This is a genomic window from Rickettsia honei RB, assembly GCF_000263055.1.
In the GTDB taxonomy this organism is placed as follows: Bacteria; Pseudomonadota; Alphaproteobacteria; order Rickettsiales; family Rickettsiaceae; genus Rickettsia; species Rickettsia rickettsii.
Genome location: NZ_AJTT01000001.1, coordinates 166,723 through 188,914 on the forward strand (window position 1 = coordinate 166,723; position 22,192 = coordinate 188,914).

The window sequence follows — 22,192 nt, forward strand, 5'->3', positions numbered from 1 at the left end:
TGCCTCTGTCATAGCGTGGCTTGTCCACGATATCTAGAAAAAATAAAATAAAGACTGGATGCCGTGGTCAAGCCACGGCATGACATAGTAGGTTTACCTGTTCATATAACAATACCTATCAATTATATTCATGATTCTTAAAAAGATATCTTTACTAATAATATTATTTTTTTCAATATCAACTTTTTCTGCTGGTCATAGTCTAAAAAATATCTCTATTACTGTTGTTGCTCCGGCAACAGGAGCGGATAATAAAACCTTGTCGGATTTAAAAAATATTAATGGACTAAATTTACAAATTTCTTCTAAGTGTTTTGCTAAAGGTAAGCTACCCTTTCTTGCAAGTAGTGATGAAGTAAGATTTAATTGCCTGCGGGATGCATTATTTGATGAGTCTGATAATATAGTATGGAGTTTACGAGGTGGTTACGGCTCTGCGAGAATAATTCCCGATTTACTAAAGCTATCAAAACCAAATAAAGAGAAATTCTTTATAGGATATAGCGATATAACAGCGTTACATCTTTTTCTATCACAAGAATGGGGATGGAAAACTATTCACGGCAGTAATATAGCCGATCTCTTAAAGCCGGAACAAGATCAAGGTAATTTTACCAAGCTTGCTGAAATATTAAAAGGTAAAGTAAAGCAGGTTACTATAGATAATTTAGTGCCTCTTAACGATATAGCAAAATCAAGTGATCTTGTTAACGGCAAACTAACAGGCGGTAACTTAACTATGGTGCAGACTAGTATAGGAACGAGTTGGCAAATAAAGACTAAGGGCAAAATTCTTTTTTTAGAAGATGTGAATGTAGTTCCTTTTAGATTAGATCGTGAGCTTTTACACTTAAAGCAAGCAGGGTTACTTGAGGATGTTAAGGCTATAATATTTGGTTCATTTGGTAAAGATCTTGATGCCACAATGTTAGTGCTTCGTAATTTTGCAGATAGTTTAGATATACCGGTATTTAAAACAAATAGATTCGGTCATGAAAAAATTAACGATCCGATTATTTATAATACGAATAGTAAGATTATTAAAAGTAAAGAATTTAAGTTAGTGATGGGGTTGTAAGCACTATTGCGAGCAGTTGCTAAGCCGTCACTGAAAGCCTTGTTGCATGGTTTGTTTATGTCATATTCCCGCGTAGGCGGGAATCCTAGGGTAAAGCGCGATAAATCGAGCTTTAAAAAAAGTTTTAAAGTACTGGATGCCTGCCTACACGGGCATGACATTGAGTCTTAAGTTGACACCCATGCACCTGCGCAGGAATGACATAATTAGCCTATCGACTCAAATGCAAATAATCATTATACTTTGATAAATTCAAATCATAAGAAAAGAATTTATTTGTAATATAATGTTCAAGTAATTTTACTAATCCTGCTTTATGTCTATTTAAAGTCTCGATGCTTAAAGCTATTTCCGTTGTGTGCACATAAGGTTCGGTACTAGTGATTTTTACGTAGGCGATAGTAATATTGTTATTTATAACTGGATTCCTGCTTTCGCGAGAATAACACAAAAGGGGCTGGGGATGACATAAAAGGGACAGAGAATTACATTTCGTAAATCCGTTTTCTAGTAACATCAAACTTTCTATGATAAGTTGTGGAGAGAGTCCAAGCTCTATTTCTTTCTTAGTCGGAATAGTACCGGTCTTATAATCTAGTATAGTGATATTGTTTGATTTACTTATTTCAATTCGGTCAGCTATACCGATTATTTTTATATCTTGACCTACAATATTTAGCTGTAACTCCCCTTTAGTTTCAAAATAGATTTCTTTGCAGTTTTTTCGGCGTTCTATATCAAATAAAATAAAAGCTTTGCTGAAAGCCGTGAGTTTTATTTGCCAAGTTTTTTTTGTGTAGCTTGGTAAAATAGTGCTATATAAAATATGATTACCGATATTTATTAAAGCATTTTGTTTATCAAGCAAATTTAAATTAATATATTGTTTGTCGTAATTTTTAGAATATTCCTCTAAAACTTTATGAATCAAATTACCGAAATCCGATATTTTAGGCTCTTCCCATATATGATCTTTTTTACGTAGTCCAAGAATTTTCTTAGCATAAAAACCGTATGGGTTTCTTATTAATGTTTCTATTTCGGTTACTGATAAGGTGGTTGGGAAAGAGGGGCTGTGGATCTCAATACTCCTGTCATACCGTGGCTTGACCACGGTATCCATATAATTACTGGACCCCGTGATCAAGTCACGGGGTGACACAGAACATTTTTCTAGCTTCAAAAATAAATTACTCGGCACTGACAGTTTCCCATCATATTTTTTAGCATTCAGTATAACTATTTGCTTATTTTGTAGAAATAAATTGAAGTAATCTGAATATAGAGTAGGGGCAATTTCATCGTAATCCATATTTAGTATCTGCAAGGCTTTCTTGCTAAGCCATGGGTGAGCTTTAGCACTAAGTGTCCAGTTTTCATTATTAAAATGCGGTAATATAATTAAGTCAAATTCACATAATGCTAAATCTTCAGGCCGTCCTATAATAATACTAGCAGCGTCAGTATTTTTGTAATATTTGATATTAGAAAGTAAAAAAGAAAAAATTTTAGGAAAATCCTTTTTATCCGTTGAATTTATATATTTACTATATGCAGTTAAATTTGTTAAAAACTCAAGTAGTTCTGCTCCTCCTTCTTTTTCCCAAATAGTAGGCAAAAGTTTTTCAGTTATTTCTTTAGTTAAGGTTAGAATAGCTTGTATATTATGTGGAGTATCGGTAAATAAAATATCTATTAAGTTACGGCAATACTCTCTTATATCCTCATTATCAAATTGTAATTGCAATAAATATTTCGGTGAGGATATAAAACGGTTTTTATTAGATAGCATTAACTCTAACTGCTGCACAGTAGGGCAGTTAATTAAAGGATTTTTAAGTAATAAAAATAGAAGTTTTAAATCAAAATTATTACATAATATTTTAATAATGGAAGTTAGTAATTCACCTATATTAGTAAGCCTTAAGTCATTACCTAGTAGATCTTCATATTTGTCTAAAAAATTACAATATACTCTTTTAAGCTTATTATTATTTGTAACGATTGCAATCCGTCTGTCTTTATTACGGCTACATATATAAGATATTTGTTTAGTTTCTTCATAAATGTCATTAGGTTCATAATAAGATATACCATCGCTAATCTGCTTGGAGGCAGGATTATAGTGAACTATGTAATCCTTTAATTCTTCTTCAAATCTTTTTAAAAAAACATTAGGCTTGAATATTCCGGCGAGTATTACCTGCTTATGTCCTGTTTTTATTTTTATTATTTCTTCTTGTAATAGCTTTAATTTATAAACTGCTTTAGTTTGTTTTTGAGTAAACGATATTTCTTCTTGCCATCTTAAAAAGCAATATTCTAGAAATTTATAAATCTTTTGCCAATAGTTAGAATTGTTATAGACTTCAATTAATTTTATATCGATATTATTGATTATAAGATCATTAAACAATTTTCTTAAAAGTTCTGCAGCTTTTAATGATTCATTTTTATTCAAAGGTAATTCTTTATATTCGGTGATAATGGATGATAAAATAAGTAATTCTTCTATTTTAGATATATAATCCGAATCGGTTTTTTTTGAAATAAGAGAATTAAAAGGAATAATGATAGGTAATTTAATTTTATATTTATCGGTTAAAATCTTCTTTAATTCTAGGCATGAGAAATTATTAGGCAATATTATTTGAACTTTTGTATCTTTACCTAATTTATCAATGAGATACTCAGCAAAACTTTTCAAAAAAGAATAATCAGCAGTCATAAATAATAATGTTTTTGACGATAATATAGCAGATCAAAGGTCCGAAATCTTATTTAAAATGATAATATAGTACAATAAATAATATTTGATTATTAGTTTCTTATTAAATATCTTTAAATATATTAATTTAAATTTAATAAATAAGGTATCATATGAAAATTTTTATTATATTATTTACTATATATAGTCTCTATAATATCACGAGCTTATGCTAATAATTTAAACTCACATATAGCTTATTGTGATAATATACAAGTAGAACAACAAGAAGATTTGGTAATACAAAAATTGGTTAAACTATTTGTGACTGAAATGAATTGTATTATTAGCGGCTGTTTACAACAATGGGATGTGCAAGATAATCGGGTAAAATATTCAATTGCTTGGCAAGAACAGTGTGGACCTGTAATTTATGGTCAGTATCAACTAGCAGGCAATGGTAGAGGTTCTACTTTCGTATATGAACGCTCTAAAAATTCCGTATGTTGTTGGCCGCTTGGATATGAATATAATAAAGCGTTTGTAATATGTTCATCTAATGATGTTAAAAACTAATATTTACTTACTAACTTTTACGAATTCTTTAAATAATTCTAAATCTACTCCATTATCGTTAAGATATTCAGGATGCCATTGAACGCCGATAACAAATTTATGTTTCGTTGATTCAATGGCTTCAATTATACCGTCTTCTGCTGTTGCAGATACGATAAGATCATTACCAAGTTGTTTAGCAGCCTGGTGATGAGTCGAATTAACCATAGTTTGTAGCTGATTATTAGCTATTTTAGCAAGTTTAGTATTTGCTTCTATATTAATTGCATGCGAAACGATGTTTTTAGGCGAAGGTTGTGTATGATTAATTACAGTTTCAATATAATCAGGAATATGTTTAATAAGCGTACCCTTAAAAATAACGTTTAATAACTGCATACCTCGGCATATTCCTAAAACCGGAATATCTCTCTCTAATGCTTTCTTTAAAACTAATATCTCAAAATTATCACGTTCTTCATTGGAAACTACTATATCTTCGGCGTATTCCGGCTCATAAAATTTAGGATGTATGTCCTCATCACCGCCTGGCATTACAACACCATCAACAAGTTCCATAAGCTGATTTATTGTATCACTTTGATAAGGTAATAATAGCGGTACACCGCCGGCTGCAATAATCGCATCGGTATAGTTTCTTCGCAAGGCGTACCATGGAAAAGCAGCGTAAGTATATTTTTCACAATTTTGAGCTAAATCAGGTGTAACACCTATTATCGGTTTTTTATACATTTTATTATCATTTTATTATTTTTCTGTCAGCTATGTCATTCTTCATAGTACCGGACAGTTCATAAAGGTCCTGTCATTGTAAGCCAGCATTTATGCTGACGTGGCAATCTCAGGAGTTTTTTTTATATTATCTTATGAGATTGCCGCGTCGTTGCTAACGCAACTCCTCGCAATGATGATGACTTGGCATCCACGCAGCAAAGCCACTATTACCCCTCAATATGCGGTGGTGTTTCAAAAGTATGGAACGGCGGTGGTGAGGTAAGTGTCCACTCTAATGTGTCTGCTCCTTCTCCCCAAGGATTGTTTGGACAATCTTTGCCGTATTTTAGCGTATAGAAAACGATAAATACAAAATAAAGGGCAGCAAACATGGAAATACCTGCTCCTATCGACGAAACCATATTCCAGCCGGCGAAAGCTTCAGGGTAGTCCGGTATTCTTCTTGGCATGCCCGCAAGACCTAAGAAATGCTGCGGGAAGAAAGTTAAATTAACGCCTATAAAGGTAATCCAAAAATGAATTTTGCCTAAAATGTCCGGATATTGTTTACCAGATATTTTGCCAAACCAATAATAAAAGCCTGCAAATGCTGTAAATAAAGCACCGAGCGACATCGTATAATGGAAATGTGCAACAACATAATATGTATCGTGCAGAACTCTATCAAGTGCCGAATTTGATAGGATTATGCCGGTTACGCCGCCGATCGTGAATAATATAATAAATCCTATCGAAAATAGCATAGGAGTTGGGAATGTAATCGAACCACCCCACATAGTCGCTATCCAGCTAAATATTTTAATACCCGTCGGAACTGCTATAATCATCGTTCCGGCAGTGAAATATATAAGTGCATTATAAGAAAGCCCAACAGTAAACATATGGTGAGCCCATACGATAAATCCAACAAAGCCTATGATCACCATAGCCCCGATCATACCTTGATAGCCGAATATAGGTTTGCGTGAAAAAGTTGAAATAACTTGACTTACTATACCAAAGCCTGGAAGTATTACGATATATACTTCAGGATGACCGAAAAACCAAAATAGATGCTGAAATAATACAGGATCACCGCCGCCGTCAGGCTTAAAGAAAGTAGTTCCAAAATTACGATCTGTAAGTAGCATAGTAATAGCTCCACCAAGTACCGGCATCGCAAGAATTATTAGAAATGCGGTAACTAAAATAGACCAAACGAATAACGGCATCTTGAAAAGCCCCATTCCCGGAGCTCTCATATTAAAGATAGTAACGATTAAGTTAATTGATCCAAGGATTGACGATAGACCGGTTAAATGTAAACTGAAAATAGCCATATCAACGGCTGCACCGGGGTGACCGCTTAAATTACTTAAAGGAGGGTAGAGCGTCCAGCCCGTTCCTGGCCCACCGTCAACAAAAGCTGATCCCATAAGTAAAAGAAAAGCAGGCACTAGTAGCCAAAAACTGATATTGTTAAGGCGTGGAAATGCCATATCGGGAGCCCCTATTAACAGAGGTACGAAATAATTACCAAAGCCACTGAACAAAGCCGGCATAATCATAAAGAATACCATAATAACCGCATGTGCTGTGATAAGCACGTTATATAGCTGGAAATCATGATTTAAGAAAGTGCCGCCGGGTATTGCAAGCTCTAACCTAAAAAGCAGTGAGAACAAACCTCCGACAATTCCGGCAAAAACGGCAAATATGATATACATAATGCCGATATCTTTGTGATTGGTAGAAAAAAGCCATCGCTTCCAACCTTGTGGGGTGTGGTGGCCATCGTAATAAATTTCGGTAGTAGTTATATCCATAATTATTATTCTGCCTGTTTTAATTTTGCGATATCTGCTCCAACAATTGCCGGAATATTCCGAGTGATTTTATCATAATCCCAATCCCACCTTCAAGTAATTGCTCAACTATCTCATCAGGAAATCTATATCTTTGCAGGATTACCGACAACAATACTATACTAGTACCCATAGCAATAGCAATAGCACAAAATTTTCCTATAATCAATTTAGCAAAATAAGCTCCTCTAACATTTTCATATTCAAATTTCTCAGGGTGATTAGCGTCATTGTAATAAGTGTAATCTCCGACTATTATATTTAGATTATGGATAAAATGTTTTAAAAATATCGTTTCTTTTGCTTGTTTAGGAAAAAGATGGGGATAAGGGTTATTGTGGTTAGTCATATATTAAAAAATTTAAAGTAATAGTTTTAGTTTATAAAATACTTTCGTTATAAATTACCATGCTTTTTTACCTGCTGAATCATCACTACTTAATAATTTCTTGATGTCGATTAGAATCGGTTATATCGTTTAGTAATTTATCTAGTTCAGATATTTTTGTATTATAATTTTCCATAGAACTTCTAAATATAATTAGTTAGCTGCCAATTTTGGCTTCTTGCCATTCATAGCAGTCTTGTTCTTGCTTGCAATCCAATTGTCGAAATCCTCTTTACTTACTACTTCTATAGCAATCGGCATGAAGCCGTGATGAATGCCGCATAGTTCGGAGCATTGTCCGTAATATACGCCTTTTTTAGCCACTCTTGTCCAGGTTTCGTTTATTCTGCCTGGGACTGCGTCTATTTTAAATCCAAGTGATGGAACGGCAAAACTATGTATTACGTCACCTGCGGTAATGAGAAACCTTACGGTAGCATTTTCAGGGATAACAATTCGATTATCAACATCTAATAATCTTTTGTGGTTAGGTTTTAAATTCTCATCAGAGATCATTACGCTATCAAATTCTAAATTATCATGATCAGGATATATATAATGCCAATACCATTGATAACCTACTACTTTAATAGTTAAATCCGTTTCGGGTATTTTTTCGGCATGACGCAATATTTTAAAAGACGGCACTGCAATAATAACTAAAATTATTATAGGTATTACAGTCCAAATTATTTCTATTAAAACATTATGTGAAAATTTTGCCGGTACGGGATTATTTTTTGCATTAAATCTGATGCATACAAAGCCAAGTAATCCGGCAACAAATAAAACAATAGCTGTTGAGATATAAAGCAGAAAATTATGAAAATGATGTAATTCCTCCATAATCGGACTTGCCGGCGGCTGGAACGTTACTTGCCAAGGTAACGGCTCGGAAGCAAAGCAATTACTGCTAACAATTAAAAAACAAATTAAAGCAATAGACATTTTTCCAAATTTCGCTTTTGGAGGTAATGTATACGTCAATCCGGTACTCGAATCCTCACTTACGCTTTTGTACTCTGCGGTTCGAGGGGAAGTGTCTTCTTTAAATTCCTCTCTATAAGCTGGTTTGGAAAGATGTCTAATAATATTTTTCATAGTACGTATAAAGTTATTTACATTTAATATAAATGGATATACACTTTTATTAAAGTAAAAATCGATAAATTTTTGTAAAAACTACATATTTTTAATAATATTTGAGCTAGAAAGTGTACCTATATTAGGATGTTGCAGTAAGTCAATAACTTCTATTACTTTCGCATTTCTTAATTTTGCTTGAATTTATTTATTAACTGAGGATCGTGCTTTGTTACGGCGATTACAGCAGGACAAATATTTTGCACTAACCGAGCATAATCATTAAAATCTTTTAGTTTAGGTAATATAAGTACTTTATCAACAAATGTGAAAGAACTTAAAATTTTTTCGTTGTAATTGATTATGGATAGGTTGACGTTTTTTATATTTAATAATTGTTTCATCCGGGTTTCATCCGGCTCTAAAGCAAAGATTAAGTATTTACCGTGTTTTTTAGCTTTGCGTAGAAATGCTATATGACCGTAATGTAATAAATCAAAACAACCGACTACTAGAACTATTTCACTATTTATTAGGACAGTTTTTATTTAAAGAAATATTCTCATAATATTCTATTTTGGGTAATTTTACAGTATTATGGCTAGATGAGCAGGACATAAGATTTAATTAATAAAAAATTAATACAAATAGGAAAAGTCTAGGCATAATATTTATCTATATAAGTTAATAAAAATTAAATTTTAATCAATAAAAAACTAATTAAGACAGAAATAAAACAAAATTTTACAATTTTCTATTGTAATTTGTTTGTATATAGTTCATATTATTACTAGTAATGAAAAATTGATTCAAATAATCTTCAGAGCAATTTTAATGAATGATACCGCACTATCTTATGATTTTAATGGCATATTACCATCATCTTTTATTAGTGCACGTCTCAGGAAAATCCTCACCTCTGCCTCCTTATTATTATTTATAGGATTAGTTGTTTTTGTCTCTTTTGCCGTTAATAATTATGTTAACAACACTTTATCCATAACTTTAGTACAACCTGATAGTAGTGAAGAAGAAACAATTTCATCTAAAGAAGTAGTAGTAAAAAAAGGCGATACTATAAAGTCAATTTTGATAGAACAACATATCCCTAAAAATGAAATAGACAAAATTGTAAGTTTAATAAAAGAGGGAAAATTATCTTCTGCTCTTAAAATAGGGCAGCAAATTACTTTTGAATATGAAACAAAAATTATCGAAAACGAGGATGAAGATTTAACCTCAGAGGTAGCATTCTTAAATAAAATCGTTATAATTATCGATAAGCTAAAAACTATTGAAGTAATTAGAGAAGGTGATAATTTTAAAGTTGAAGAAATTGTAGTACCTTTAAGTAAAAAAGTTGCTAAATTGTCGGTAAGTATTGAGGCAAATTTTATGTCAGCTCTTAAAAAACTGGGCTTATCAGATAACAGTATAATAGAGCTGATTAATGCTTATGCTTATCAAATCGATTTTCAGCGTCAAATAAAAAGCGGTGATACTGCAACCGTAATAACGGAAAAATACGTAACGGAAGATGGTAAATTTTCCCACCACGGTAAAATTCTATATGTTTCATTAAATCTTTCAGGGAAAGAATATAATATATATCGTTATTCTCATGACAATAACGCAAATAATCATGCATTTTTTTCCGAAGACGGTAAAAGCGTAAAAAGAAGCTTACTTAAAACTCCGCTAAAAGTTATAAAAGTTTCTTCACATTACGGTAATAGAAAGCATCCGATACTCGGTTATACTAAAATGCATAAGGGGGTTGACTTTGCAGCTCCAACCGGTACGCCTATATATTCTGCAGGAAACGGAGTTATAACAGAAATAGGTTGGAAGTCGGGTTATGGAAAATTTATTCAGGTAAAACATAGCGGTACGCTATCTACTGCTTATGCGCATGCTTCAAGTTTTGCAAAAAATTTAAAAGTGGGAAGTATCGTAAAACAAGGACAAATCATTGCATATGTCGGAAGTACCGGCAGAGCTACAGCTCCACATTTACATTATGAAGTTAAAATTGATGGCAAACATGTTAATCCTATGTCAGTTAAAACAACACCGGGTATAGAATTAAACGGAAAAAATTTAGCGAAATTTAAACAATTTAAAAAAGAAATAAAAACTTTAAGTGTTAAGCTTGATAAGGAATTGCAAGCTGATAAAGCAGCCACAGTTGTTTCATTGTAGAGTGAATCCTTGTCATACCGTAATCAACTTGGTGTTGTACGACTCTTATGTCATTCCCGCAAAAGTGGGAATCTAGTAAAATCTATAAAAAACTTGTTTTTTATAGGTTTATTTTATCAAATATATAATTTTGTATTAATTTAAGGTTGTTTTTTCTGGATTCCCGCTTTCGCGGGAATGACATTTACAATTATGCTCCCACTACTAAAAAAACTATATCTCACATTTGCTCGTAGTAGTCGTATAATAATAACCTTAGTGATTATTGATCAGTTAAGTAAATGGTGGTTTATTGATAATTTGAGATGGAAGCCGGGCTTAATGCTTAAGGTTACTTCTTTCTTAAATATGGTTTATACTTGGAATTATGGTATTAGCTTTGGTCTAATGCGTGAATATTATCAATATAGCAATGCTATTTTCTTAATAACGAACACGATTATTGTCTGTTATTTATATTATTTGATGATACGTTCAAAAACGATAGGAAGCTTTGCCGGTTATAGCTTTGTAATCGGCGGAGCTGTTGGTAATCTAATTGATAGATTTTTGAGAGGAGCAGTTTTTGACTTCATCCATTTTCATTGTCAGAATTATAGCTTCCCCGTATTTAATTTAGCTGATTGCTTTATTACAATAGGAGTAATTATCTTAATAGAAGATTATTATAGTACTAAAAAAGTTATTGAAGAAAAGGCTAAAGGGAATTATGATAATGTTCAAATTGAAGCTATGGCTGAAAAAATTCGTAATACCGATAAGGGTGGTAACGATAAAATAGCCTCCTTGCAAAATTAAACTTATAGAGAGGAATTTGAAGGAAACACAGAACGCAGAACCGTAGCGTAGTAGACCTACGTGAGGATTCAAGTACCGGATTGACGTACAAATTACCTCTAGAAGTTCATTTTGTAAGGAGGCTATTTTAATTTTAATTTATAGGTGTTTAAGTGAAAAAGATTTTTTTATTATTTACTGCTTTATTAATTACTTCTGCTTGTAGTAAAAAGTTAAAAGAAACCGTAGGTATATCAACAGTTGGACCTAATGAGTATCAAGTACAGCGTGCTAAAGCACTAGAAGTTCCGCCTCATTATTATTTACCTGATCCTGGGCATAGCAAAACAACTTACAGTAATGTAAAAGGACAAGGTGAATTTAATGAAGGTGAACAAGCATTAATGCAGGACATGCATTAGTATACTTGATCAACTTCAAAAATTGGCTACGTCGTTTTACAAGATCTGCGGTGCTTACGTATTAAGTATACGCTCCGCTCCTCGACTTTTAAACTCCTTGCTCTTTTTGAAGTTGATCTTCATATACCTGTTCTTGAATACTAAGACTGCAATGTTTTTTCAAATTAATTCATGAATTCTCATACAAAACAAAAAATAGGTGTGTTTGGGCTTGGTAAAACCGGTATATCGGTTTACGAGGAATTGCAAAATAAATATGATGTAATTGTTTATGATGATTTAAAAGCAAATAGAGATATATTTGAAGAATTATATAGTAAAACCGCTATTGCTGCTTTATCTGATTCAAGATGGCAAAATTTAGATACAATTGTCTTAAGTCCTGGAATTCCTTTAACGCATGAGATAGTCAATATTGCAAAAAGTTTTAATATTCCAATCACTTCCGATATAGACTTATTATTTGCAAAATCAAAAAACTTAAAATTTATAGCTATAACCGGTACAAACGGTAAAAGTACTACTACTGCTTTAATAAGCCATATCTTAAATAGTAGCGGTTTAGACTATCCGGTTGCCGGTAATATTGGAGTTTCTGCTTTGCAAGCTAAAGCAAGTAAGGATGGATATGTACTTGAATTGTCTTCTTTTCAGCTAGATCTAGTAAAAACCTTTACAGCTAAAATAGCCGTGCTTCTTAATATAACTCCTGACCATTTAGATAGACATCAGGATATGACCTGCTATATTGCAGCAAAATCTAAGATCTTTGATCGAATGGATCAAGAGAGTTATGCGGTAATTAATATCGATAATGATTATTGTCGTGAAGTCTTTATAAAATTGCAGCAAGAGCAGCGTATAAAGCTAATTCCTTTTTCGGTTACTCAAATTCTTGAAAACGGTATTTCGGTAGTTGATGATAAACTTAGCGCTAATTTTTTTGATGATATAAGTTTTGAATTACAGCATAATTCAGAAAGTTTTAGACAAGATGAATTTCAAGGTGAGCCTGCGGAGCCGGAGTGTATAAAAATACGTGAGCACAGGCAAGACCTGCAAAATTCGCTTGTATCAAGCTTTATGCATTATGCTGTACCTTTTAATAAAAACCTGCAAGGAGTTCATAATTGTGAGAATATTGCAGCAAGTTATGCAGTAGCTAAAATAATAGGAGTAGAACCTAAAAAAATACTTGAATCTATAAGTAGTTTTCAAAGTTTACCTCATAGAATGCAATATATCGGTAGTATAAATAATATAAGTTTTTACAATGATAGTAAAGCGACAAATGCCATATCTGCCGTGCAATCAATTAAAGCACTCGATAATATTTACTGGCTTGCGGGAGGAATCCCTAAGGAGGGTGGTATTGAGGAAATAAAGCCTTATTTCAGTCAAATTAAGAAAGCTTATTTTTATGGTCAAGCTAAAGAAATATTTGCAAATACTGCTAAGAATATAGTAGATTTTGTAATATGTGATAATCTTGAGCAGGCTTTCGATCTTGCTTATAAGGATGCAGTAGGTGATAACGCGGAGGTAAAAAATATCTTGTTAGCACCTAGTTGTAGCTCATATGATCAGTTTAAAAATTTTGAAGAGCGTGGCGAGTTGTTTATAAAATTGTGTAGTATCCTCTCACTCCGTGGCTTGACCACGGGGTCTAGTTAAAAATACTAAATAATATTAGTATTTTTTATTGTTTTTCTGGATACCATGGTCAAGCCACGGAGTGACATCGAGAGTGTTTTCCGATCCATGCAATAACATTATAAATATAGCCATAATTGAATAACTATAATATGAATAACGAAATATCTAATAACTTTATAAAATTATGGTGGCGGAGTACCGATAGGCAAATAATAATTTCTTTAATTATCTTATTTGCTTTTAGTCTAATGCTTGTTACTACCTCAGGTTCAGCAGTAGCAAGTAGAATAGGTCTTGAAGAAAGTTATTTTGCATCTAGACAAATATTTTATTTAGCTGCCGCTTCAGGACTTATATTATTATTTTCATGTCTTAATAAAAAATGGTTAAGGCGTTTTGCAATAGTTGGATTTATTGCTAGTATAGTTTTATTAATAGCAGTTAAATTTTTTGGCCATGAAGTAAAAGGCGCAGTGCGATGGATTAATATTCTAGGTCTATCTATTCAACCTTCGGAATTTATCAAACCGTTTTTTGCAGTTGTTACGGGCTGGATATTATCGCTAAAATTTAATGATGATTTTCCAAGTTTTACGATTTGTGTAATACTTTATTCTATTGTTGCTATTCTCTTAATTATTCAGCCGGATTTTGGAATGCTTGTAATGATTACGGCAGTTTTCGGTATTCAACTGTTTATTGCTGGTATGCCGATATTTTGGATTGTTTTAGCCGGTTTTTTAGGAATGATAGGAGTAACTATTGCTTATTTTTGGTTACCGCACGTAACGCAAAGAATTAATTCGTTTTTAGATCCAGATAGTAGCGAGAATTATCAAATTAGTAAGTCTCTTAAGGCGTTTGAGCATGGCGGGTTATATGGACGAGGTCCAGGGGAGGGGGCAGTCAAGCAGGTACTACCCGACTCGCATACGGATTTTATTTTTGCTGTAGCAGGTGAGGAGTTTGGAGCTATTATTTGCCTTATTGTTATAGGTATATTTGCTTTTATAGTATTAAGAAGTCTTATTAAGTTATTAAACGAAACAGATAAATTTGTACAATTCGCTGCTAGCGGTATAATTGCACAATTAGGGCTTCAGGCAATAATTAATATGGGTGTGACTTTACATTTACTTCCTACTAAAGGTATGACATTACCGTTTATTAGTTACGGTGGTTCTTCAACGCTTGCAATAGCTATCGCTACCGGTATGCTTCTTGGCTTTACAAGATACCGAACGCCGTTAAATTCGTACAAAATTCGTAATATTGAAATATGAAAAAAATCATTTTGGTAGCAGGAGGGACGGGGGGACATTTTTTCCCGGCAGTTGCTCTTGGAGAAGAATTAATCAAACGTGGCTATGAAGTTCATTTTATTACTGATTTAAGATGCAAACAATATATAAAGCAGGATATGAAAGTAATTTTTCATATCCTAGATTTAAAACCCTCAGGTAATATTTTCTTGTTTTTACCTAGGTTATCAATTGCAGTTTTAAAGGCTATTAAATTATTATATAATATGAAGCCTTCCGTTACTGTAGGGTTTGGCGGTTATCCTGTTATAGCTCCAATGTTTGCGGCAATTTTTTTAAGAGTACCGATTATAATTCATGAACAGAATTCTTACCTTGGAAAAGTTAATAAATTTTTTGCAAGCTTTGCTAAAAAGATAGCTATTTCTTATGAAAAAATAAAGAATTTACCGGAATTTGCAAAAAGTAAAATAGTAGTTACCGGTGGGGTAGTTAGAGAGAATATTAGGGAATTAAAGGTTATAGAAATGTCGTCCCGTGGCTTGACCACGGGGTCCAAAAAGTCTTTAATAAAAGCACTGGACTCTGTGGTTAAGCCACGGAATGACAAGCTTTTTACAATATTCATCTTTGGCGGTAGTCAAGGAGCTAAGTTATTTTCAGAGCTGATACCTGCAAGTATCCAAATTTTGATGCAAAAACAGCCAAGTCTTGAATTAAATATAATCCAGCAAGCGGCATTAGATGATCAAGTAAAAATAAAAGATATATACTCGAAATTAAACATTACCTATGACTTTGCTGAATTTTTTGATAATATGGCATTGCAATATAAAGAAGCCGATTTAGTGATTTCAAGAGCAGGAGCATCTACTATAGAAGAATTGACCTATATAGGGTTGCCGGCAATCTTTATTCCACTGCCTAGTGCTGCGGATAATCATCAATATTACAATGCACAATTATTGGAAGATGAAAAAACAGGATGGTGTTTAGAGCAGAATAATATTTCTGCAGGAAAATTAGCAGATAAAATACTCGATTTGATAAGTAATCCAAAAATATTAGAGGATGCTTCACAAAATTTATTAAAAAGGAGAAAAGAAGGGCATAAGCTATTAAGTAACCTAATAGAAGAGGTGATTTAGATTTTGTTTTCCGTTGTTGCGAGGAAAGACTGTAAGTTTTGACGAAGCAATCTCGTGCTAAAGTCCTGAGATTGCCACGCTCCTTTTAGTCGCTTGCAATGACGGGGTGGAGACATACAACAAGACCAAAAATACCTCAGAATAATAATAATTTAATTAAGCACATAGCAGTTCGGCTCTTTATTCTTGCAAGTTTGGCTATTATGTGGCATTAATCATATTAGACTTTTTGCATAACTTGCTTCTAAGGGTAATTTGTGTGTCGATCCGGTACTCGTATCCTCACGTACCAAAGCGTACGCTGCGGTGCTGCGTTCCGTGTCTTCTACAAATTCCTCCTTATTAGCTAAGTTGTACAGGAAGTCTAATAAAAGTTTTGGAATAATATAAATATATGTTAAAAAAAATTATAATATTATTTTTAGGAATGTTTTTACTTTCAGCTTGTACAGATAATTTTAGAAGCTATTTTCAAAGATCAGCAAATAACAGATTGGTTGATAGCAAAGGTGCTAAAGGCGGCAAGAGAAAACCTGTATATAATAATAAATATATTACTTTGGCTAAAAAGAATATAGTAGAAGATAATCTTGATTATGATAACGATGATGACTATGATAGTGATAGTCCTTTAAGAGGAGAAAGAATTGATCCTGTAAAGAGAAATCGTGAAATGTATCTTAAGATGATTAAAAGGGATATAGCAAGGCAAAAAGCAGAAGCCGGTTTCGCTGAATCCGATGATGATATGACTTTAAGTAGAGCGAATAAAAAGGTTAGACAAGACTATAGTGATAAAGAAAAAAAGATACAAGAGGAATTAAATCAGATAAAAGCCATGCTTAGAGAAACTAAGCGTGATATATCAAAATATACTTGTCCAAATGCTGTAGTAAATCAAAATTATGCCCCGCCCGTTACAAATTATGAGCCTGTAAATTATCCACCGGTAAAAAATAGTAAGCCGTATAATAACAATTCTAAGGTAAAGCAAAAATTTATCCTTGAAGATGATGATAACGGCAGTAATGCTTGTTCGATATAATAAGCCTATTCTTTAGCTAAAAGCAGAAATCTCCAGTCTTTAGATATATACAGCAATCTCTGATATGATATATTTATCACTACCAATAGGTTTATTATTTATTAATAAAAATTAATATTTGAATATAGAAATATGTTAATTTTATAGGTATATTATGAAAAGTAAACTCTCAGCAAGTACTGCTAGTCTTACCTTTATAAAAGGCCTTCAAAACCCTATTGTTACTGAAATAAAGGAATTAACAAAAAAATTACATTTTTAAAGATCAAGAGCTTGAAAAAGCTTACGGTATGGCTTCAGATGATGTTTCTATTCAAGCAACAAGAGAACAGATATTATATGCTTTAAGAGCTGTGGAATCTGCAAAACAACATTCAACAGACAAGACACAAGCATTTATTAAATGACTACGGTATTTGTGTTGCTTACTCATTTGCTAATTATAAAAGAAGCGGTAAGGACATACTAGAATTTGTATCACCCTATTTATTAAAAAACGCATCTGATATGGAATATATTAAGGCATATCTTCCTGAAGCATATATAAAAGAAAGTAATAAAAATGATGCTATGGAATTGCTTGGTAAACGAGAAGTAAGAGACTAGTTAGATCAAAAGTCTTCTGAGTTAGTAAGCACATCGCCTGTACCGTATACTCCTGCTACAACGGATACAATTATGATAGTGATGAAATTACGGTTGCTGGAAGAAGAGAAAACGATGCCGAATACTGAACACGCTTGATACCACTGTTACGCCGTAGCTTGTCCACGGGAGCTAGTCAAAAATACTAATATTATTAGTATTTTTAGTTATTTTCTGGATATCGTGGTTAAGCCACGGTATAACGCCGAACGAGTTTCTCGCGCCATACAGCAACATTAAGATTTCCAATTTAATTCCGGATAGTTTCTAATTTCAGCTTTATAATTGCTATGCTTTAACCATTTCTTAGCTGTTTCTAAATATAGGCAAATTATCGGTGTGATGTATAAAGAGTAAGTAATTGCAATGTGTGAGTAAACCTCCCACTACTGCATGCCCTAGTGATCTTCTCTCTGTTCTTGTTGCTCCGACTTCAAGCGCAATAGGTATAGCTCTCATTAAGGCAGCTAGGGTAGTCATCATAATCGGTCTGAATCGTATTATACATGCTTCATAAATTGCTTCATGCCGAAGATTTATTGCCAGTTCTCTCAAGTTCTAAGGCAAAATCGATAATCATGATAGCGTTTTTCTTCACTATACCGATTAACATTATAAGTCCGACAAATCCGTACATATCAAGTTCGCTATTAAATATTAGTAGAGTGAGTAATGCTCCCAATATAGCGGTAGGTAGTCCTATAGTTATAGGATGCACAAAACTTTCATATAACATGCCAAGAATGATGTAAATAACTATAACGGCAAGTCCAAGCAATAAGCCAAGATCGGAAAAAGACGACTGATATGCCTGAACTGTTCCTTAGAAGCTTCCCGTCATCGTAGCCGGTATTTGTAACTCTCTTATTGCTTGATTAACTTTTGGAACGCATCACTAATTGAATATCCATCTTGCAGGTTAAATGATACCATCACTGAAGGTAATTGCCCGAAATGTGAAATACTAAGCGGGCCAACAGTATTAACAATTTTAGCAAGGGTAGTTAGTGGTACTAAATTGCCGCTTGCGAAGTTAATATTGACTAAAGATAACATTGACGAATCTGTTTGATATTTTAGGATCTAGCTCTAAAATAACGTCATATTGAGCTGTTGGGGTGTATAATGTGGAAATTTGCTCAGCACCGTAAGCTGCATATAAGATATTCTGGACGTGCTCGACTGATATACCGAGTTTTGCAGCCTTATATCTATCAATCTGCACCAAAGTTTATGGCTGTGCTATTTGTAAATCCGAAGTTACGTCAATAAAACCTGGCAGTCGTGCGATCTTGTCCTTTAATTTCGGTGCAAAGCTAAATAGCACATCTTGATCGAGTTCTTGCATAGTATATTGATATTGGCTTTTGGTTGCTGGTCCGTCGATCGTAATAGTAGGTACGTTCTGGATATATACCCTTAAACCTACTAAATGATTTAGTTTTGAACGTAACTGATCTATAACGGCGTCAGCTCCTATTCTTTGATCATGAGGTTTTAAGCTAATCAAAATCGTACCCTGATTTACGGCAGAGTTTCTACCTGAAACACCTACGGCAGAAAAAAATGAATCTATATTAGGATTTTTAAGTAATACATCACTTACTTGTTGCTGTTCTTGCACCATCGCATCAAAAGAAATAGTTTGAGTGGCGTCGGTAAAAACTAAGATTTGTCCCGTATAGGAATAAGGCATAAAGCCTTTGCGTACTTTCCCAAATAAATAAACCGTTGTGATGATTACTAAGAGAAAAATATAAGCATAGTAGTTTTTGAATGCTCTACTACTGTTTTTAGACTGCTACCATATTTTTGTTTGACATATTCAAAGGCTTTTGCGGTTAGTGGTAGGTCGTCATTGCGAGGCGTTAAAGACGCCGTGGCAATCTCGGTTGGTTGCCCTGAGAGTGCTTCGTCACTACGTTCCTCGCAATGACGATCCCTCAAAAACACATTACATAACATAGGAGTTACGGTTATCGAGATAACTCCCGAAAGCAAAATAGCGGTAGTAATAACAACGGCAAGTTCGTGCAGTAGCTTCCCTAAAATTCCGCTCATAAATAATATTGGGATGAATATCGTCATTAGGGATAAAGTCCTTGAGACGATAGTAAATCCTATTTCTTTAGTACCGTTAATACATCCTGCTATTTTACTCTCGCCTTTTTCCATATGTCGTGTGATATTTTCAAGCACTACTATTGCATCATCCACGACAAAACCCATCGCAAGCGTTAGAGCCATTAAAGACATATTATCGATGCTATAACTGAATAGATATATAAAGGCAAAAGTACCGACAACTGATAAAGGAAGGGCAATAGTCGAAATAATCACGGACCGTCAGTTATGTAGAAAGAGAAATATAGCAATCACTACGAGTATTAAAGCGAGTAGCATAGTAAAATTGGCATCATTTACCCATTCTCTGATATAGAATTGACCTATCAGACATGATATTAATATTAATGCCCTCAGGGATTTGCCTGCGAAGCAACGGCAATACTTCTTTTATAGAGTCGACTATTTCAATAGTATTAGTAGTATCCGGTTGTTTTTGAATAGCAAGTATTACCCCCGGCTTATCCCTCAAGCGGCTATTTTATTATTAGCTACGCTATCAATGGCTTTCCCAATATTTTTAAGAACAAGCGGATTACCGTTTTTATAAGTTAATATTAACTCATTATATTCTTTAACATTTTGTAATTGCCCAGGGTCTCTAATGCTTGAGTAGATATCTGTACCGTATAAAGCTCCGGTCGGTAAATTAACGTTAGCAGAGCTGATAATGTTTGATACTTGGTCAAGCCCTATATTATTTGCTGCCATTTTAACAGGGTCAATCTGCACACGCACTGCATATTGCTGTGAGCCGTAAACTTGTCTCTGTGCAACACCCGGTAGCATAGATAAACGCTCAGCCACCGTTGCTCCCTCATCTATACCGCTTTTAATAACAATAAAATCATCATTAGAAAACACTATATCTATAGACCACGGCTTTATTATCTTGATCGACAACAAATATATAAGGACCTCGTTAGTTTGCATGGCTTTAGACGGCACTATTAAAGCCTCTTGTTCGATGTAAATCGTTAGGGATACAGGAACACACTGTCCCGGCCATAATATTTCGTTTTGGTTAGGTAGTGTTGCTTTAACTTTGATAGTGCCGCTATTTGGATCAATCGAATTATCGACAAAAACGATCTCACCGTCTTTAATTTCTTGGTCGCTTATGGTTCTAACCGTCAAAGCTAAATCATTAGATTTTTGAGATTTATTAATACGATCGAGATATTTTTCAGGTACGGAGAAGTTGACATAAATAGGCGAGCTAGTATTGATAGTTACTAGACGCACAAAATCCGGCGATACTAAATCACCTATATCCACATTACTCTCACTAAGTTTACCATCAAAAGGAGCTACTATTTTTGAATACTCGATTTGTAAATTAGCATCTGCAATAATTGCTTTATCGCGTTCCATGGTAGCCCTAAGCATATTCATATTAGTTAGCATCTGTAAATACTGCTCTTCCGAAACGGCTTTTTCCTCGTATAAAGCACGATATCTTGCCTCTTCTTTTATAGCATTTTCAAGGTTATAAGTATCACTTAGTAAATTTGCTTGTGCTTACTGTAATTGATTTTGAAAAGGACGAAAATCGATTTCATATAATCAATCACCTGTTTTTACTTCTTGTCCGTCATCAAAATTTACACTTAATATTTGGCCCGTAACTTGAGATTGAATATCGGCACTTTGGTCAGTTTCGGCTACTCCTGCAAGTTCTATCACATCAGATACGTCTTTTCTGATAACTTGTGTTACCTCAACCGGAGCTGCTATAGTGATTTGTTTACTGCTTTTATTATGATGTTTTATTACCCAAACCACTAATATTACTATTTAGTACTAGTAATGTTATCAATATCAAATTCCGCATTATTGTTTTAAGCATTGTTATTTGCCAAAATCAAAAATAGGTCCTGCTATGTTGCCGCCGCCTACCTGCCAAGTCTCAGCTGAGTTAGTAAACAGAGTATTAAGTTTATTGCTACCGAATCCTAATAAGCCTGTTAAAGAAATTTGTGGAAAATAAGTAGCTTTTATTGTTTTTAAGTTTACATCTGCTGCTAGTAAATTCTGCTCTGCTGCTTTAATATCCGGTCTTTGCTCTAAAAGCTCTGATGGTAATATTTTAGGTAATACCGGTAGAGCAGGGAAGTAATCTATTGGTTTATTACGATAAATTAAGCCGTTTACTATATTTTCAGGAATTCTACCTACTAAAATTTTTAAAGCGGTTTCCTGCTCATGTCTTTGTTGTTTTAAAGGCGGCAATGACAACTTAGTAAGTGCAAGCTCGGAAGCAGCTTCACTAACCGATATTAAATCACCTATGCCAAGATTATATAATTTCTGATTTAATTTATAAATTTCCGTTTGAGCCTCAATTAGCTTTTCAGTTAGATAGATTTGTTTGTCTAATACTAAAAGATTAAAGTAACTTATAGTGACGTTACTTATAACTGATAAACGTACCACTGCCTTGCTATACTCACTTGCAAGGAAAGTTTTTTTAGCCGATTCGCTAGCGTTGGTGGCTGCC

20 protein-coding genes and 6 pseudogenes are annotated in these 22,192 nt (G+C 33.6%); 10 read left to right on the forward strand and 16 right to left on the reverse strand.

Annotated elements, in window-relative coordinates; translation table 11 throughout:
- Positions 1-130: 130 nt before the first annotated feature.
- Positions 131-1,078, forward strand: a complete 948-nt coding sequence (locus WSW_RS0100955; RefSeq protein WP_016916720.1) for an LD-carboxypeptidase — start codon at positions 131-133, stop codon at positions 1,076-1,078.
- Between the two features lie 211 nt (positions 1,079-1,289).
- Here the strand turns inward: WSW_RS0100955 and WSW_RS0100960 are convergent, their stop codons facing one another.
- A complete protein-coding gene (locus tag WSW_RS0100960; protein ID WP_016916721.1) occupies positions 1,290-3,806 on the reverse strand; it encodes a PD-(D/E)XK nuclease family protein in 2,517 nt (838 codons plus the stop codon).
- 312 nt (positions 3,807-4,118) lie between these two features.
- On the opposite strand from WSW_RS0100960, the gene WSW_RS0100965 reads away from it, so the two are divergent.
- A complete protein-coding gene (locus WSW_RS0100965; protein WP_238528417.1) occupies positions 4,119-4,361 on the forward strand; it encodes a hypothetical protein in 243 nt (80 codons plus the stop codon).
- Between the two features lie 3 nt (positions 4,362-4,364).
- Here WSW_RS0100965 and WSW_RS0100970 read toward each other — a convergent pair whose 3' ends face one another.
- The 6 genes and pseudogenes from WSW_RS0100970 to WSW_RS1000000113765 form a co-directional block, all read right to left on the reverse strand.
- Positions 4,365-5,093 carry a gamma-glutamyl-gamma-aminobutyrate hydrolase family protein gene (locus WSW_RS0100970; RefSeq protein WP_010977188.1) on the reverse strand — a complete coding sequence of 243 codons (729 nt, stop codon included), beginning with the start codon at positions 5,091-5,093 and terminating at the stop codon, positions 4,365-4,367.
- A gap of 209 nt (positions 5,094-5,302) precedes the next feature.
- The gene (gene ctaD, locus WSW_RS0100975) at positions 5,303-6,901 is read right to left on the reverse strand and encodes a cytochrome c oxidase subunit I (protein WP_016916722.1); all 1,599 of its coding nucleotides are present in this window, start codon (positions 6,899-6,901) and stop codon (positions 5,303-5,305) included.
- A 5-nt stretch (positions 6,902-6,906) separates the two neighbouring features.
- Positions 6,907-7,289: pseudogene (locus WSW_RS1000000109025) on the reverse strand (acetyltransferase).
- Positions 7,290-7,481: 192 nt separating this feature from the next.
- Positions 7,482-8,429 (reverse strand): cytochrome c oxidase subunit II, encoded by a 948-nt coding sequence (coxB, locus tag WSW_RS0100990; RefSeq protein ID WP_016916723.1) that lies wholly within the window; start codon positions 8,427-8,429, stop codon positions 7,482-7,484.
- Between the two features lie 170 nt (positions 8,430-8,599).
- Positions 8,600-8,815: a hypothetical protein gene (locus WSW_RS1000000112630; RefSeq protein WP_238528419.1), complete on the reverse strand. Its 216-nt coding sequence runs from the start codon at positions 8,813-8,815 to the stop codon at positions 8,600-8,602.
- A gap of 48 nt (positions 8,816-8,863) precedes the next feature.
- Positions 8,864-8,959 (reverse strand): annotated as a pseudogene (locus WSW_RS1000000113765) (adenylyltransferase/cytidyltransferase family protein); the annotation flags it as partial.
- 286 nt (positions 8,960-9,245) lie between these two features.
- Here WSW_RS1000000113765 and WSW_RS0101000 point away from each other — a divergent pair.
- The 8 genes and pseudogenes from WSW_RS0101000 (at position 9,246) to WSW_RS0101030 (ending at position 16,923) form a co-directional block, all read left to right on the forward strand.
- On the forward strand, positions 9,246-10,613 hold the full coding sequence (locus WSW_RS0101000; RefSeq protein ID WP_016916724.1) for a M23 family metallopeptidase: 1,368 nt from the start codon (positions 9,246-9,248) through the stop codon (positions 10,611-10,613).
- Positions 10,614-10,805: 192 nt separating this feature from the next.
- Positions 10,806-11,411, forward strand: a complete 606-nt coding sequence (gene lspA, locus WSW_RS0101005) for a signal peptidase II (protein ID WP_016916725.1) — start codon at positions 10,806-10,808, stop codon at positions 11,409-11,411.
- Positions 11,412-11,414: 3 nt separating this feature from the next.
- Positions 11,415-11,524 (forward strand): annotated as a pseudogene (locus WSW_RS1000000111390) (palindromic element RPE1 domain-containing protein); the annotation flags it as partial.
- Between the two features lie 39 nt (positions 11,525-11,563).
- On the forward strand, positions 11,564-11,812 hold the full coding sequence (locus tag WSW_RS0101010) for a membrane lipoprotein lipid attachment site-containing protein (RefSeq protein ID WP_016916726.1): 249 nt from the start codon (positions 11,564-11,566) through the stop codon (positions 11,810-11,812).
- Between the two features lie 171 nt (positions 11,813-11,983).
- Positions 11,984-13,486, forward strand: coding sequence for a UDP-N-acetylmuramoyl-L-alanine--D-glutamate ligase (murD, locus tag WSW_RS0101015; RefSeq protein WP_016916727.1), 1,503 nt, complete (start codon positions 11,984-11,986; stop codon positions 13,484-13,486).
- Between the two features lie 131 nt (positions 13,487-13,617).
- Entirely contained in the window at positions 13,618-14,751 is a 1,134-nt protein-coding gene (gene ftsW / locus WSW_RS0101020; RefSeq protein WP_016916728.1) for a putative lipid II flippase FtsW, read from the forward strand.
- Positions 14,748-15,878, forward strand: a complete 1,131-nt coding sequence (gene murG, locus WSW_RS0101025; protein ID WP_016916729.1) for an undecaprenyldiphospho-muramoylpentapeptide beta-N-acetylglucosaminyltransferase — start codon at positions 14,748-14,750, stop codon at positions 15,876-15,878. Before ftsW ends, murG begins: the two co-directional genes overlap by 4 nt.
- Before the next feature lie 394 nt (positions 15,879-16,272).
- Entirely contained in the window at positions 16,273-16,923 is a 651-nt protein-coding gene (locus WSW_RS0101030) for a hypothetical protein (RefSeq protein ID WP_016916730.1), read from the forward strand.
- A gap of 780 nt (positions 16,924-17,703) precedes the next feature.
- Here WSW_RS0101030 and WSW_RS1000000114060 read toward each other — a convergent pair.
- From WSW_RS1000000114060 to WSW_RS0101100, 9 genes and pseudogenes are all read right to left on the reverse strand, one after another.
- Positions 17,704-17,805: pseudogene (locus tag WSW_RS1000000114060) on the reverse strand (permease); the annotation flags it as partial.
- A 69-nt stretch (positions 17,806-17,874) separates the two neighbouring features.
- Positions 17,875-18,051 carry an efflux RND transporter permease subunit gene (locus WSW_RS1000000113450; protein WP_016916732.1) on the reverse strand — a complete coding sequence of 59 codons (177 nt, stop codon included), beginning with the start codon at positions 18,049-18,051 and terminating at the stop codon, positions 17,875-17,877.
- 40 nt (positions 18,052-18,091) lie between these two features.
- The gene (locus WSW_RS1000000114065; protein ID WP_410525655.1) at positions 18,092-18,346 is read right to left on the reverse strand and encodes an efflux RND transporter permease subunit; all 255 of its coding nucleotides are present in this window, start codon (positions 18,344-18,346) and stop codon (positions 18,092-18,094) included.
- 86 nt (positions 18,347-18,432) lie between these two features.
- On the reverse strand, positions 18,433-18,624 hold the full coding sequence (locus WSW_RS1000000114070) for an efflux RND transporter permease subunit (protein ID WP_016916734.1): 192 nt from the start codon (positions 18,622-18,624) through the stop codon (positions 18,433-18,435).
- Positions 18,602-19,264 (reverse strand): annotated as a pseudogene (locus WSW_RS1000000113775) (efflux RND transporter permease subunit). Before WSW_RS1000000113775 ends, WSW_RS1000000114070 begins: the two are co-directional and overlap by 23 nt.
- A gap of 47 nt (positions 19,265-19,311) precedes the next feature.
- Positions 19,312-19,908: an efflux RND transporter permease subunit gene (locus WSW_RS1000000113455; protein WP_016916736.1), complete on the reverse strand. Its 597-nt coding sequence runs from the start codon at positions 19,906-19,908 to the stop codon at positions 19,312-19,314.
- Between the two features lie 76 nt (positions 19,909-19,984).
- Positions 19,985-21,168 (reverse strand): annotated as a pseudogene (locus tag WSW_RS1000000113460) (efflux RND transporter periplasmic adaptor subunit).
- 90 nt (positions 21,169-21,258) lie between these two features.
- On the reverse strand, positions 21,259-21,477 hold the full coding sequence (locus WSW_RS0101095; RefSeq protein ID WP_014410664.1) for a biotin/lipoyl-binding protein: 219 nt from the start codon (positions 21,475-21,477) through the stop codon (positions 21,259-21,261).
- A 66-nt stretch (positions 21,478-21,543) separates the two neighbouring features.
- A complete protein-coding gene (locus WSW_RS0101100) occupies positions 21,544-22,128 on the reverse strand; it encodes a TolC family protein (protein ID WP_274378102.1) in 585 nt (194 codons plus the stop codon).
- Between the last annotated feature and the right edge of the window lie 64 nt (positions 22,129-22,192).

Excerpts from the sequence above, each read along its gene's own strand:
- WSW_RS1000000114070 (WP_016916734.1), bottom strand. The coding sequence starts at position 18,624 with ATGTTATCTTTAGTCAATATTAACTTCGCAAGCGGCAATTTAGTACCA.
- ftsW (WP_016916728.1), top strand. The coding sequence starts at position 13,618 with ATGAATAACGAAATATCTAATAACTTTATAAAATTATGGTGGCGGAGT.
- WSW_RS0100960 (WP_016916721.1), bottom strand. The coding sequence starts at position 3,806 with ATGACTGCTGATTATTCTTTTTTGAAAAGTTTTGCTGAGTATCTCATT.
- WSW_RS0100970 (WP_010977188.1), bottom strand. The coding sequence starts at position 5,093 with ATGTATAAAAAACCGATAATAGGTGTTACACCTGATTTAGCTCAAAAT.
- WSW_RS1000000113450 (WP_016916732.1), bottom strand. The coding sequence starts at position 18,051 with ATGATGACTACCCTAGCTGCCTTAATGAGAGCTATACCTATTGCGCTT.
- lspA (WP_016916725.1), top strand. The coding sequence starts at position 10,806 with ATGCTCCCACTACTAAAAAAACTATATCTCACATTTGCTCGTAGTAGT.
- ctaD (WP_016916722.1), bottom strand. The coding sequence starts at position 6,901 with ATGGATATAACTACTACCGAAATTTATTACGATGGCCACCACACCCCA.
- murD (WP_016916727.1), top strand. The coding sequence starts at position 11,984 with ATGAATTCTCATACAAAACAAAAAATAGGTGTGTTTGGGCTTGGTAAA.
- WSW_RS0100955 (WP_016916720.1), top strand. The coding sequence starts at position 131 with ATGATTCTTAAAAAGATATCTTTACTAATAATATTATTTTTTTCAATA.
- coxB (WP_016916723.1), bottom strand. The coding sequence starts at position 8,429 with ATGAAAAATATTATTAGACATCTTTCCAAACCAGCTTATAGAGAGGAA.
- murG (WP_016916729.1), top strand. The coding sequence starts at position 14,748 with ATGAAAAAAATCATTTTGGTAGCAGGAGGGACGGGGGGACATTTTTTC.
- WSW_RS0100965 (WP_238528417.1), top strand. The coding sequence starts at position 4,119 with ATGAATTGTATTATTAGCGGCTGTTTACAACAATGGGATGTGCAAGAT.
- WSW_RS0101000 (WP_016916724.1), top strand. The coding sequence starts at position 9,246 with ATGAATGATACCGCACTATCTTATGATTTTAATGGCATATTACCATCA.
- WSW_RS0101030 (WP_016916730.1), top strand. The coding sequence starts at position 16,273 with ATGTTAAAAAAAATTATAATATTATTTTTAGGAATGTTTTTACTTTCA.
- WSW_RS1000000112630 (WP_238528419.1), bottom strand. The coding sequence starts at position 8,815 with ATGAAACAATTATTAAATATAAAAAACGTCAACCTATCCATAATCAAT.